This window comes from Gluconobacter roseus, from assembly GCF_046058915.1.
In the GTDB taxonomy this organism is placed as follows: domain Bacteria; phylum Pseudomonadota; class Alphaproteobacteria; order Acetobacterales; family Acetobacteraceae; genus Gluconobacter; species Gluconobacter roseus_A.
The window spans coordinates 2,033,519-2,047,011 of record NZ_CP175538.1; the positions used below are offsets into that span (position 1 = coordinate 2,033,519).

The window sequence follows — 13,493 nt, forward strand, 5'->3', positions numbered from 1 at the left end:
GTCCGTCCCGGATGTCTGTGCGCCTTTTTCTGCTTCCCCTGCTGGGAGGCGTGCTCGTTCCCGCCGCCCTGCTGCCCGAGACGGCCTCTGCGAAAACCCTTGCCGACCCCGCAGCCGTCTTTGCTCCCCTGACGCTCCCTGATGCGCCGAATGTCTATCGTTCGGGCTCGGGCCTTCCCGGCCCGCAGTACTGGCAGAACCGTACGGATTACGTCATCCATTCGCGGATCGACACGCAGACCCATGTGCTGCACGGCTCCGAAACCGTGACCTACAGCAATAACAGCCCCGAGACGCTGGACGTCCTGTGGCTCCAGCTTGACCAGAACATCTACCGCGCGGATACGCGCTCTGCGATCGGCGCGGTCGTCAGCAGTCATAATCTGGCCGGCAACCATACGGATGGCATGGCGATCGAGCGCGTTTCGGTCGTGCAGGGCGGGCGCGAAGTTGACGTGACACCCCTGATCTCCGACACGCGGATGCAGCTCAAGCTGCCGCGCACGATCGATCCGCATGGCGTGGCTTTCGTGAAAATCGACTGGCACTATACGCTGCCCGGCCCGTGGGGCGGACGGACCGCCGTTACGCCATCACGCGAAGGCGACATCTATGAGGTCGCGCAGTGGTATCCGCGGCTGAGCGTCTATGATGACCGTCGTGGCTGGAACACGCTGCCCTATCTGGGGCAGGAGTTCTTTCTGGAATATGGCAGCTTCGATTACAGCGTTACCGTGCCGTGGAACTACACGCTCGTGGGCTCCGGCGCGCTGCTCAATCCCGAACAGGTCCTGACCCCCGTCGAGCGCAACCGTCTGGCGCAGGCGGCGCAGAGCGATGCGCGCGTCATGATCCGCACACTTGATGACATCACGGACCCCAAAAGCCACCTGAAGCAGAGCGGCGAAGTCACCTGGCATTACGCCATGCGCAACACGCGCGACGTGGCCTTCGCGGCCTCGCCGGCTTTCGTCTGGGATGCCGCGCGGATCAACCTGCCGCCGATTGTGCCTTGGGCGAACTATCACGCCGTGCCCCGGCTTGCGATGTCGGTCTATCCGCGCGAAGGGATCGGGCCGCATGGCTGGGACCGTTCAACGGATTACGTCAAACACGCCATCGAGTATTTCTCGTCGCAGTGGTTCGAATATCCCTGGCCGAACGCCGTCAATCTGGGCGGTCATGGTGCAGGCATGGAATATCCGGGCATCGTCTTCGACGGCATGAGCGACCGCGATCCGGAGCTGTTCTGGATCACGACGCATGAGCTGGGCCATGGCTGGTTCCCGATGATCGTAGGCACGGATGAGCGCCGAAACGCCTTCATGGACGAGGGCTTCAACACGTTCATCGACGTCTATGCGTCCGACCACTTCAACAACGGCGAGTTTGCCCCCAAGCGTGATTCCGAATTCGCACCCAAGACCGGTAATCCCGCGCAGGACATCGTTCCGGTCCTGACCGACCCGAACGCGCCCGTGCTCATGACAGCAGCGGACAGCGTGTCCGAAAAATACCGCCATAGCGTGACCTATTTCAAAGGTGCCTATGGCCTGAAGCTGTTGCGTGAACAGATCCTCGGCCCGGTCCGGTTCGACGCCGCTTTCCGGCGCTATATTTCCGAATGGTCGTTCAAGCATCCGTCACCGTCGGACTTCTTCCGCCTGATGAGCAGCGAAGCGGGCGAGGATCTGGGTTGGTTCTGGCGTGGCTGGTACTTCACCAATGCCGCCCCGGACTATGCGCTGGGTGACGTGCATCACGATGCCGGAAAGCCGGTGACCGTGCAGGTCCGCAATTACGGAGCCCTCCCGCTTCCGGTGCTCGTACGGGCGGAGTATGCGGACGGTAAATCGGACGAGCTGCGCATCCCGACGGAAGCCTGGCGTCAGGGCAGCGATATCGTTGTCTCGCTGCCGGCTCATGATGGCCTTAAGGCTGTCACGCTGGACCCGGACCATGTCATCCCGGACGTCGACCGCTCTGATAACCGGGTGGCAATTACACCCTGAGGATGTGGAGGGTTGCGGGGGCCGGAACGCCCCGCAGCTCTCTGTCCATACGACATGAAAAAGGGCGCCTGGCTGAGCCGGCGCCCTTTTTTGACAGATGGAAGATCGTACGGATTTGGTGGCGCAGTCGGTTCCGCGAGAGTTCAGCCTACGAGTTCCAGCGAAGAGGAAGGAGCGTTCGTGGTATAGGCACCCTGAGGTGCCGCCGGTGCGATGCCCTGAACTGTGGAGGCGGAGGCTGTCAGGCCCTCGATCATGTCATTGTTGACATCGATCAGCGGCTGCAGATCCTTCGGAGCATTGAAAGCAGTGTTGGAATAACACATTGCCCATGATCCGATCTTGATCAGGTCATCACGCAGAACGGGCGGAAGAGGGCAGTCGACCCGCTCGACGCTCATCGAAAGAATGCTCCACAGCTTCAGATTGGCTGCCAGAGCCGCGACCCTTTTTTCATGATCGCCAGCCTGGGACAGCAGCGTGTTGACGTGCCGGAATGCCATGACCTCGACTTCCCGGGAGGAAAGATAGCTTCCGGACTGTTTCTGGTACTGTGAGGATGCGTAAGTCACGAAGGCAAACTCCTTTCGGGAAAGACTGTTTCAAAAGCCGCTGCGGGATGAAGCAGCAGGCTTCTGAAGCAGTCCTGCGTATGGGCAGGGGAAGGTCTGGGCCTGAAGGGCGCCGGATAAACCGGCACCCTTCAGAAACCTGATCAGCCGCGGAAGAGGCTGAGCAGGGTAGAAGACTGCGAGTTCGCAATCGACAGGGACTGAACAGCAAGCTGCTGCTTCGTCTGAAGCGAGGTCAGCTTGGCGCTCGCCGCTGCCAGATCGGCGTCCGTCAGCGCACCGACGCCTGTCGTCAGGGCGTCGGACAGGCTGGACGTCGTGGTCTGCAGGTTGGAGATCGTCGTGCTGGAATAACCGATCGTGGACGCCGTACGCGTCACGCTCGAAATCGCTGCCTGGACAACAGTACTGACGACGGCAGCGCCTGTGACGGCTGTGGGGGTGGCTGCGGAGTTCAGCCCATTGGCAGCAGTCAGGGCATCGCTTGATGTGTCGAGATTGTTGCCAGCAACCGTCAGGTGGTTGTCAGAATCGCGGCTTACGGCAAAGCCCTGATACTGCATGGCCTGCGTGAGCAGATTGGTCTTGTTGACCATCTTCTGGCTGGCAGAACCGGTCGTCGTTGCCGTATTTGAGCCGGTGGCACCGCTGAGATCAACGTCGGAGATCACGGTTTTGGCGGTCGCATTGCCGTTCGAATCGGTGCCCGTCGTAACGGTGTAAACGGCGTTGCCGTTTCCATCCTTGGAGGCAACAACGCTCTTGCCGTTGGCCAGTGAGAACGTCACCGAGCCATCGGAAGCCGTAGTGGAGGTGGTGGTAGATGCAGCTTCCGTTAGTTTGCCGCTGGCGTCATAGCTGAATGTTCCACCAGAAGCAGTGTTCAGCGCCGATAGCGCATCCGTCTTCTTGCCGTCTTCATCCATGACAAAGTTATAGCTGACCAGCGGGTCCGTTGCCGTTCCCATCGCGTCAGTCTTGGTCTTTCCTGAGGTTCCCGCAGCAATTGCCGGTACGCTGCTCAGTTTGAGAGACTGGGAACCGGTGTAATCCGTGCTTCCCAGAGCAATGTCCATTCCTGTCGTGTCCATGCTCAGGTTCTTCAGACCGAGACCGGCGGACGTCACGTTGAAGCCGTTCTGCGTGAACATCGTGCCCTGGGAGTCCATGGCTGTGGACAGAGTCGTGTAGGTCGTGCCGTTGCCCGTCTGGCCGGACAGCAGGTTCACGCCCTGGAACTTCGCGCCGGTCGCGGCGGAGTCGATGGCGGACAGCGTCTTGGTGATGGCATCGTTCAGGGTCGAGTTGTCGACGCCCGTCGTGTTCGTGCCGATCGTGGTCGCGAGCGACTGCAGGGAAGCCGAGATGCTCGACAGGCCCTGCGTTGCGGTGTTCAGCACCTGAGCGGAGAACTGAAGGCCCGTGGAAACGCCCGACAGCGTCGAGATCTGGGCGGTCATGTTCTGGGCAATGGAGTACATTGCGGGATTGTCGGACGCCGTGTTGACCGACTTGCCCGTGGAGACCGCATTTTCGGTCTTGGTCAGGTCAGCCGTCGTCTGGTTGAGGCTCTGGAGTGCGGCCATTGCCGCAGTGTTATTATTGATTGACAATGACATTGAATCTGTTCTCCGTCGGTGCAGGTTTGCGACTTCAGGATAGGGTGGAGTGGTTAACGGAAGCTGAATCCGGACCGTTAAAAAAAACCGCCCGAAATAACGAAAAACCGGGAAACAACTGGTTAAATTCACGTTTTCTCTTGCGCTCCATACTTCGGAACGAAATAAGAACACGCAATGAAGAAATCACTCTCCCAGAGACTGGCGATTCTGTCCGATGCGGCGAAATACGATGCGTCCTGCGCGTCGAGCGGCTCCGGGCGCAGGGACTCGGCCAAAAGCGGGGGACTGGGATCCACGACGGGAAACGGCATCTGCCACGCGTTCACGCCGGACGGGCGCTGCGTGTCGCTGCTCAAGATCCTGCTGACCAATTTCTGCGTGTACGATTGTGCCTACTGCATTAACCGTTCGTCTTCGAATGTGGAGCGTGCGCGGTTTACGCCGGAGGAGGTCGTGTGGCTGACGCTGGAGTTCTACCGGCGCAACTGCATCGAGGGGCTGTTCCTGTCTTCGGGCATTATCCGCTCGTCTGATCACACGATGGAGCAGCTCGTTCAGGTGGCGCGGGATCTGCGGCTGAAGCACGGGTTCCGGGGATATATCCATCTCAAGACCATCCCCGATGCCTCGCCGCGCCTTCTGGAAGAAGCCGGGCGCTATGCGGACCGCCTGTCGATCAATGTGGAAATGCCGACCGTGGCCGGGCTGGAGCAGTATGCGCCGCAGAAAAAGGCGGGCGGTATCCGGCAGGCGATGGGCGAGATGCGCCTGAAGATTGATGCGGGCCGGGAGCGCAGCCATACCGGCCGCCGGGCCGAGCGTTTTTCGCCGGGCGGGCAGAGCACGCAGATGATCGTCGGGGCTGATGCGGCCTCCGATCAGGATATTCTGGCCAGCAGTGCCAATCTTTACGGCTCCTACGGGCTGCGGCGGGTCTATTATTCGGCTTTCAGCCCCATTCCCGATGCTTCCGCGCTGTTGCCGGCGAAAAGCCCGCCGCTTCAGCGTGAGCACCGGCTCTATCAGGCGGACTGGCTGTTCCGGTTCTACGGGTTCGCATTTGGAGAACTGACGGCCGGGCGTGCGAACGGGATGCTCGATCTGGAGCTGGACCCCAAGCTGGCCTGGGCGCTGGACAACCGGGCGCTCTTCCCGGTCGATCTGAACCGGGCGTCGAAGGAGATGCTGCTGCGGGTGCCGGGGCTGGGGGTCAAGGCCGTGGCCGCCATTCTCAGGGCGCGGCGGCATCAGGCGGTGCGGCTGGAGGATCTGGCGCGGCTGAACGTCTCCATCCGCAAGGTGCGACCGTTCGTGCAGACGCCGGGCTGGAGCCCGGCCCGCCTGACCGACCGGCAGGATCTGCGCAGCCTGTTCAGCCCCGCGCCGCAGCAGATGAGCCTGCTGTGACGCGGTATGTCCTGACGCTTGAGGACGGTGCCACGTTCGAACCCTGGCGGGAGATGGCGCGGGCAGCCCTGCAGCGCGCGGTCCCGCCCGAAGCCCTCGACTGGCGCATCCGGGGAGGTGAGACGGATCTTTTCGGCCAGATCACGGATGATGGCGATGGGCTGGAGGCGCTGACGGCCCTGCCTGTCGTGAAAACCGTGACCTTGCGGGCGTCCTGCATCGCGCTGCTGCGGGACCTGCTGTGCCATTCCGATCCCGGTCGGTTTGCGCTGGCCTACCGGATCGCCTGGCGGGTGCAGGGCAATCCGCATCTGCTGGAAGTGGTGACGGATGCCGACATCGCCAGGGCGCGGATCATGGTGCGCCAGAACCGGGAGGATTGCCACAAAATGGCGTCCTTCCTCCGCTTCCGGGAAGAACCGGCCCAGCAGGACGAAGGACAGGACGGGAGACGGAGGCGGTTCCTCGCCTGGTTCGAGCCGCAGCATCACATTCTCGAACGTATCGCTCCGTTCTTCTCGAAGCGCTTCACGGACATGGACTGGATGATCCTTACCCCGAGCGGATCAATCCGCTGGGATGGGAAAGAACTGGTCTGCAGCCCGGAACCCTGCGAGCGGCCGGAACTGGATGACGGGTTCGGGGAGTTGTGGGACACCTATTATGCCTCGACCTTCAATCCGGCCCGTGTGCGCACGAAAGCGATGCGCCGGGAAATGCCCGGCCGTTACTGGAAGAACCTGCCGGAAACGCGCCTGATCCCGCAGCTCGTCGCCGGAGCCGAGGCGCGGGTGCGGACGATGGCGGAACAGGAGCTCCGGCCCGCACCGGCCTTTCATGAGCGCCTGCGCGCCCGTGAGCAGCTTCCGGCCGAGCCGATGCCGGACATGGCGGAGACACTTGAGGGACAGGCCGCTCAGGTCCGGACCTGCACGGCCTGTCCGCTGCACTGTCCGGCCACGCAGGCTGTGGTCGGGGAGGGGCCGACAGACGCGCGTATCATGGTCGTCGGGGAGCAGCCCGGAGATCAGGAGGATCTGGCAGGGCGGCCGTTCGTTGGTCCGGCGGGGCAGCTTCTGCATGAAGCGCTCGGAGAGGCCGGGCTTGATCGCGGCACGCTGTATCTGACGAACGCCGTCAAGCATTTCCGCTTCCGTCTCCAGGGCCGCCGCCGCATCCACCAGAGCCCGGATGCAGGGCATGTGGCGGCCTGCCGTCCCTGGCTGGAGCAGGAAATTGCGCTGATCCGTCCGAAACTCATCGTCTCGCTGGGTGCCACGGCGCTCAGGGCGCTGGACGGTCCGGGCATGGCGATGGCGGATGTCCGCGGGACGTCATGGACCGTGGGAACTGGCGAAAATGCCGTCCGGCGGCTGGCGCTCGCCCATCCGTCCTGGCTGCTGCGGCTTGGGGACGGGGCGCAGGGGGACAGTGAGCGACGGAACTTCGGTGAGGGTCTCTCCCGGCTGCGGGAGTTTCTGGATCAGCCGGGGGCCTAAGGGACGGGGCTGGCGGGAGAATGGAAACGGGTCAGTTTTTTGCGTCTTGAAGCTTGTGAGACGATATGTCATGGATGACCGAACCGATCGGTCAGTAGAGGGTTTCCAGGCCCCGCACAGCACATCCGGTCATGATCTGACAGACCTGTTTTCAAAGCGAGACAAACATTATGGCGCAAGGCGATCAGGCCGATCACGCGCAGGGGGACACGACATCCGACAAGAACGGAAAGCCGCAGAAAAAGCGTCATCCCCTTGTCCGGGTCGCGCTGATCCTGCTGGTGGTTCTGGTTCTCGTGGGTATCGGGGCCTATCTTTTCCTGACCCGCAACAATATCGAGACGGATGACGCCTACACGGCCGGTCGCAAGATCGCCATTGCGCCCCACGTCAACGGCTACGTCACGCAGCTTCTGGTGAACGATAACCAGTTCGTTCATACCGGCGACCTGCTCGTGCGGATCGACAGCCGGGACTATGTGGCCTCCCTGAACAAGGCCGAAGCCGCCGTCTCGCAGGCGAAAGCCAATATCGACGCCTACCAGCTCATGCTGGCCGTGGCGCACAAGAACTTCCCAGGACAGCTCGTCACGGCGCAGGGCAATCTTGCCGCGGCACAGGCGCAGCTCGTCAAGGCTGAAGCCGATTACCGCCGGCAGCGTTCGGTGGCCCGTGCCGCGACCTCGCAGCAGGACATAGACTATGCCCGCGCCGCGCTGGATCAGGCGAAAGCCCGCGTCCTTCAGGCCCAGGGTCAGCTGACGCAGGCCGAGCCGGTCAAGGAAAACGTGGCCAATGCCGATGCGCGCGTCACGCAGGAACAGGCTGCTCTCGCTTCGGCCAATGCCGATCTGACGCAGGCCCGCCTGAACCTCGAATGGACGGAAGTCCGTGCGCCGCATGACGGCTGGATTTCCCAGCGTAATGTCGAGCGTGGCAATTTCGTGCAGACCGGCCAGCAGATGTTCTCCATCGTCGAGCCGGAAGTCTGGATCGTGGCGAACTACAAGGAAACGCAGCTCACCCATATGCGTCCGGGCCAGAAGGTGGATGTCGAGGTCGATGCCTATCCGCAGCTCGAACTGCATGGCCATGTGGATTCCATCCAGCTCGGCTCGGGTGAATCCTTCAGTGCCTTCCCTCCCGAGAACGCGACCGGCAACTTCGTGAAGACGGTGCAGCGTATTCCGGTGAAGATCGTGCTGGACAGCGGTCTTGATCCGAACATCCCGCTCGCCCTTGGTCTGTCTGTCGTGCCGACGGTTTATGTGAAATGAGCGATACTGCCGGGCATCAGGACTGGAAACCCAGTCACAATCCGTGGCTTGTGGCCGTCACGGTCACGCTGGCGGCCTTCATGGAGGTGCTGGACACCACCATCGTCAACGTGGCGCTGCCGCATATCGCGGGATCGCTCGGCAGTTCGTATGATGACGCCACCTGGGCGCTCACGTCCTATCTGGTGGCAAACGGAATCGTTCTGACGATTTCGAGCTGGCTGTCGCGGCTGTTCGGCCGCAAACGCTACTTTCTGATCTGCATCACCATGTTCACCGTCTCGTCCTTCCTGTGCGGACTGGCGACGTCGCTGCCCATGCTCGTGGTGTTCCGTCTCATGCAGGGCTTCTTCGGCGGCGGCCTGCAACCAAGCCAGCAGTCCATTATCCTGGACACCTTCCCGCCAGAAAAACGTGGTGCGGCGTTTGGCCTGACCGCCATTGCCACCATTGTCGGTCCGGTTCTGGGTCCGATGCTGGGCGGGTATCTGACGGACAACTTCTCCTGGCGCTGGATTTTCTTCGTCAACGTGCCGTTCGGCATCATCACCGTCATGGCCGTGACGGCGTTCGTCGAGGACCCGCCATGGGAGCGCCAGAAGCGCGAGAAGGTAGACGTGATCGGCATCAGCCTGATCACGCTGGGCCTCGGCTGCCTCGAAGTCATGTGTGACCGCGGCGAGGATGATGACTGGTTCGGTTCGCCCTTCATCACCAGCATGGCTGTGCTCGGTGCGATCGGTGTGATCGGTGCGATCCTCTGGCTCTGCTATGCGAAGAACCCGCTGGTCCGCCTGACAGTTCTCAAGGACCGCAACTTCGCGACCGGCATGCTGCTGATCTCGATGGTCGGTGCCACGCTGTACGCATCCGCCATCATCGTTCCGCAGTTTGCCCAGCAGGTGCTCGGCTATACCGCGACGAATTCGGGCCTGCTGCTCGCTCCCGGTGGTGTGGCGGTGATCTGCCTGATCCCGATCGTGGGGCGGCTGATGAAGTTCATCCAGATGCGCTACATCATCGCGTTCGGGTTCTTCGCGATGGGCATGGCCATGTTCCAGGCCTCGAACCTCTATTCCGGGACCGACTTCAAGCATCTGATGTTCTATCGCATCAGTCAGACGGCCTCGCTGGCGTTCCTGTTCGTGCCGATCTCGACAATCGCGTATTCGACCCTGCCGCGCGAGATGAACTCGGATGCCTCGGCCCTGTTCTCGATGGCCCGGAACTATATCGGCTCTCTGGCGATCTCGCTCGCCACGGCGGCCATCATCGAAACACGGCAGCGTCACCAGACCTATGTGACGGACCACATGACGCCGGCCAATCCGGAGTTCAACGCCTATATCGCCAACGCGCAGCAGGTCGCTCAGGCCCACGGTCTGCCAGCCGCGCAGGCGCATGATTTCGCCATCTACCGGCTGTTTGAGGAGTTCACCTCACAGGTCGCCATGCTGGCTTATAACGAGGTGTTCGACTGGATCGGCGTGATTGCGCTGTTCGTGGTGCCGCTGTGCTTCCTGCTGTCACCCAACGGCAAGAAGGAGGCCCAGGCCTCGGGCGGCGGTCACTGATGGCGCGGTTCGTAGATCTTCAGGAAGCTGTCGGCGGTAAAGGCGGCGAACTCCGCGATGGCGGCATCGCTGTCATCGACCGGCAGCCCGAAGCGGCGGCGCTGCACGATGCGGGCCTGGCACATGAGCATGAACTGCTCGGCCGACAGGCGCGGATCGGCGATGTCCAGTTCGCCGCGGGCCACGACGCGCGTCAGGTATTCCGTGAGGTTGCTGAGCTTCCGGTCGAAGCCATAGCGCCAGAACGTGTCGGCCAGATTGGGGAATTTCTCGACCTCGCCGACGATGATGCGATACAGCCCCAGCGCCATCGGGGAAATCAGCATATGGACCGCCATTTCCGCAAACCGGATCAGGGTGAGGCGGACGGACTGTCCATCATCGCGCCACAGCGCCTCGATAGGCGCAAGACGGCTGCGGGCCTGCTCTTCGAAGAATGCGGAAAACAGGGACGCCTTGCCGTCGAAATGGTTGTAGAGCGTTCCCTTGGAGACGCCCGCCATCTGCGCGATCTGGGACATGGACGCCCCTTCGTATCCATTCGCCAGAAAGACCGTTCCGGCACCTTTGAGGATCTGTTCGCGCTTGGTGCATCCCGCAGGATCGGCGCCGCTGGCCCCGTCGGGAGTGCCTGCGCTGCCGTCGTCCATGATGCCCGTCATGTAAGCGAGAGATCCTTCTGTCCGTCAGGTCAAGTTCCTGACATGCTGACCGAACCGGTCGGTCACCGCAAGATCATTTCCGCCTCAGGAGTTTCTTTGTGAGCGCAGCCTTCACTTCCCGCGCGCTGCTATCCGGCTGCGCCCTGTTCACCCTGTCCGGCTGCCTCATGATGGGGCCTGTATATCATGCGCCGAAACCCTGGTCGCCGGCGCATTACACGGACCACACGGCCGGCGCGCCTGACAGCATCATCAGCGAGATGAAGGCCGACAGTCACTGGTGGCAGGTTTTCCACGATCCGGAACTGACATCGCTGGAAGACCGTCTGGTTAACCAGAACCTGTCTTTCCGCCTGGCGACGGCCAATCTGGCCCAGAGCCGCGCGCAGCTCATCATGGCGGGTGCCGAGCGCTTTCCGGCGCTGAGTGCCACGGGCTCGTACCAGCGCAGTCAGTACAGCACCAAGCAGTTGCAGGAAATCATCGGGCATGTTGCGGGCGGTATTGCCAAATCCGAAGGCGGCACGATCGGCAGCACGGTCGGCCCGCTGCTTCAGAATGCGGCTGGCGGTGCCAACATCCCGCTGCTGAACCAGTGGCGCAGCGCGATTGATGCGACCTACGAAATTGATCTGTGGGGCCGTGTGGCGCATCAGTACGATGCCGCCAAGGCCGATCTTCAGGCCTCGGATGAAGAGCGTCGCTCCGTTCTCATCGCCCAGCAGGCCGACATGGCGCATGGCTATATGAGCCTGCGCGGCGACCAGCAGCGCCTGAAGATCCTGCGCGACAACATCCAGATCCTCACGCAGATCGCCAACATCGCGCAGGAGCGCTATCGCGGCGGTCTGGTGACGGAGCTGGATGTGGATTCCGCTCAGGCCCGCCTGCACGACACGCAGGGTCAGGAAGCGCAGCTTGAACAGGCCGTAGCGCAGGAAGAGAACGCGCTGGCCCTGCTTCTCGGCGCGCCGCCGGAAAGCCTGAATACCGAGCTGGAGAAGAACGCCGGCGTGCCGGTCGTCCCGCCGATCGTGCCTGTGGGGATTCCGTCCGAACTGGCCCATCGCCGCCCGGATATCCGCGAGGCCGAGGCCCGTCTGCGCGGTGCGGTTGCTGAAGTGGGCGAGGCCACGGCGGATTTCTATCCGAAGGTCACGATCAACGCGGATTTCGGCTTCCAGACCCTGTCCTTCCGCGATCTGGGCTTCTGGAACGCCCGTGCCTGGAACGTGGGTCCGTCCATCTCCCTGCCGATCTTCCAGGGTGGCCGTCTGTACGGGCAGCTTGAGCTGAAGAAATACGCCCAGAAGGCCGCAGCGATTTCCTATCAGCAGACGGTTATCAAGGCCTGGCATGACGTGGACAACGCGCTGATCGCCTATCGCGACGAACAGCTGCACCGTCAGGGCCTGCAGAACGCCGTCAACGATAACGGCAAAGCATTGGCGCTGGCGCAGAGCCAGTATCGCAGCGGTCTGACGAACTACCTGAACGTCCTGAACGCGCAGGCGCAGCTCCAGTCCGCCCAGCTTGACCTCGCCAACAGCGATGCCACGCTGGCGACCAATCTGACGCGGCTTTACAACGCGCTCGGCGGCGGCTGGGAAGACGCACTTCCTGACAGCCGCGATGTGGCCAAGGCGCAGCTCGCTTCCGCCACGCCCGGCCCCTGAAATCCGCAGACCCGTTCAGGAGGCCGGAGCCTCCTGAACGCCGGTCCCGTCAGGATTTGCGGGCGACGGACCGGCCCTTGGAGCCCAGGATCTCGAAGGCTTCATCCAGCCGCTCGACAATGGATTTCTCGCCCACGCGCAGCCATTTGCGCGGATCGTAGAGCGACTTCATCGGCTTGTCGGTCCCGGGCTCGATCTGGTGCTGGAAGGCCACCGGATGCTCCAGAACGTAGCTGCCCACACCTTGGGCAAAGGCAAACTGAATGTCGGTGTCGAGATTCATCTTGAACACGCCATAGGACACGGCCGCGTCGATTTCCGCGATCGTGGACCCCGATCCGCCATGGAAAACCAGCGGCAGCGGTTTGGGACCGCTCTGCGTCGCTTTCTGAACGGCATCCTGCGAGTTCTTCAGGATTTCGGGGCGAAGCTGCACATTGCCCGGCTTGTAAACACCATGAACATTACCGAAGGACGCGGCGATCGACACGGTTCCGATCGGGGAGAGCAGTTCCCACGCCTTCAGCACGTCCTCGGGCTGCGTGTAGAGATGCGCATTATCCGCACCCTCTTCGAGGTCATGGCCGATGCCGTCTTCCTCGCCGCCCGTAACGCCCAGCTCGATTTCCAGCCCCATGCCCAGCGGCGCAAGACGCTTCAGCATGGCGGCCGAAGTCGCAAGATTCTCTTCCAGTGGTTCCGTGGAAAGATCGAGCATGTGGGACGTGAACAGCGGCTTGCCGGTTGTCCTGAACTCGTCCTCGCTCATCGTAATGAGGTCGTCGAGCCAGGGGATCAGCTTGCGGTCGGCATGATCGGTGTGGAGAATGACGGCGATGCCGTATTCCTTCGCCAGAAGATGGACATGACGTGCCATGGACGCCGCGCCGAGCACACGGGCCCGATGGGCATCCGGCAGACCTTCGCCCGCATAAAAACGCGCGCCACCGTTGGAAACCTGGATAATGACGTCCGATCCGTTGCGGGCTGCGGCTTCCAGAACCGCATTGACGCTGTCGGTGCCAACGACATTGATGGCGGGGAGGGCATAGCCCCCCTCGTGGCAGGCCTTGATCAGGGCCATATAACTGGCGCCACTGACGACGCCGGGGGAAACTCGTGACATGGGCGACTCCAACACAACGCATGAAACGGGCCAGCAGAACGGGCATGGCCGTGATGCGTTGTATTG

10 protein-coding genes are annotated in these 13,493 nt (G+C 62.2%); 6 read left to right on the top strand and 4 right to left on the bottom strand.

The window, feature by feature from the left end:
• Window positions 1-11: 11 nt before the first annotated feature.
• A complete protein-coding gene (locus ACJ2A4_RS09495; protein ID WP_408872644.1) occupies window positions 12-2,012 on the top strand; it encodes a M1 family metallopeptidase in 2,001 nt (666 codons plus the stop codon).
• A 143-nt stretch (window positions 2,013-2,155) separates the two neighbouring features.
• On the opposite strand, the gene ACJ2A4_RS09500 is transcribed toward ACJ2A4_RS09495, so the two are convergent.
• Entirely contained in the window at window positions 2,156-2,584 is a 429-nt protein-coding gene (locus ACJ2A4_RS09500) for a flagellar biosynthesis regulator FlaF (RefSeq protein ID WP_408872645.1), read from the bottom strand.
• 143 nt (window positions 2,585-2,727) lie between these two features.
• The gene (locus ACJ2A4_RS09505; RefSeq protein WP_408872646.1) at window positions 2,728-4,203 is read right to left on the bottom strand and encodes a flagellin; all 1,476 of its coding nucleotides are present in this window, start codon (window positions 4,201-4,203) and stop codon (window positions 2,728-2,730) included.
• A gap of 177 nt (window positions 4,204-4,380) precedes the next feature.
• On the opposite strand from ACJ2A4_RS09505, the gene ACJ2A4_RS09510 reads away from it, so the two are divergent.
• The 4 genes from ACJ2A4_RS09510 (at window position 4,381) to ACJ2A4_RS09525 (ending at window position 9,963) form a co-directional block, all read left to right on the top strand.
• Window positions 4,381-5,613, top strand: a complete 1,233-nt coding sequence (locus tag ACJ2A4_RS09510; RefSeq protein ID WP_408872647.1) for a putative DNA modification/repair radical SAM protein — start codon at window positions 4,381-4,383, stop codon at window positions 5,611-5,613.
• Window positions 5,610-7,112 carry a UdgX family uracil-DNA binding protein gene (locus tag ACJ2A4_RS09515; protein WP_408872648.1) on the top strand — a complete coding sequence of 501 codons (1,503 nt, stop codon included), beginning with the start codon at window positions 5,610-5,612 and terminating at the stop codon, window positions 7,110-7,112. Before ACJ2A4_RS09510 ends, ACJ2A4_RS09515 begins: the two co-directional genes overlap by 4 nt.
• Window positions 7,113-7,282: 170 nt before the next feature.
• The gene (locus ACJ2A4_RS09520) at window positions 7,283-8,389 is read left to right on the top strand and encodes an HlyD family secretion protein (protein WP_408872649.1); all 1,107 of its coding nucleotides are present in this window, start codon (window positions 7,283-7,285) and stop codon (window positions 8,387-8,389) included.
• The gene (locus ACJ2A4_RS09525; protein ID WP_194260203.1) at window positions 8,386-9,963 is read left to right on the top strand and encodes a DHA2 family efflux MFS transporter permease subunit; all 1,578 of its coding nucleotides are present in this window, start codon (window positions 8,386-8,388) and stop codon (window positions 9,961-9,963) included. The genes ACJ2A4_RS09520 and ACJ2A4_RS09525 overlap by 4 nt, the downstream gene beginning before the upstream one ends.
• On the opposite strand, the gene ACJ2A4_RS09530 is transcribed toward ACJ2A4_RS09525, so the two are convergent.
• Window positions 9,957-10,625 carry a TetR/AcrR family transcriptional regulator C-terminal domain-containing protein gene (locus ACJ2A4_RS09530; RefSeq protein WP_408872650.1) on the bottom strand — a complete coding sequence of 223 codons (669 nt, stop codon included), beginning with the start codon at window positions 10,623-10,625 and terminating at the stop codon, window positions 9,957-9,959. The genes ACJ2A4_RS09525 and ACJ2A4_RS09530 overlap by 7 nt on opposite strands.
• Window positions 10,626-10,723: 98 nt before the next feature.
• Between ACJ2A4_RS09530 and ACJ2A4_RS09535 the strand changes: the two genes are divergently transcribed.
• Window positions 10,724-12,301 (top strand): efflux transporter outer membrane subunit, encoded by a 1,578-nt coding sequence (locus tag ACJ2A4_RS09535; RefSeq protein WP_408872651.1) that lies wholly within the window; start codon window positions 10,724-10,726, stop codon window positions 12,299-12,301.
• 49 nt (window positions 12,302-12,350) lie between these two features.
• On the opposite strand, the gene fbaA is transcribed toward ACJ2A4_RS09535, so the two are convergent.
• Window positions 12,351-13,427: a class II fructose-bisphosphate aldolase gene (gene fbaA / locus ACJ2A4_RS09540; protein ID WP_408872652.1), complete on the bottom strand. Its 1,077-nt coding sequence runs from the start codon at window positions 13,425-13,427 to the stop codon at window positions 12,351-12,353.
• Window positions 13,428-13,493: the final 66 nt, after the last annotated feature.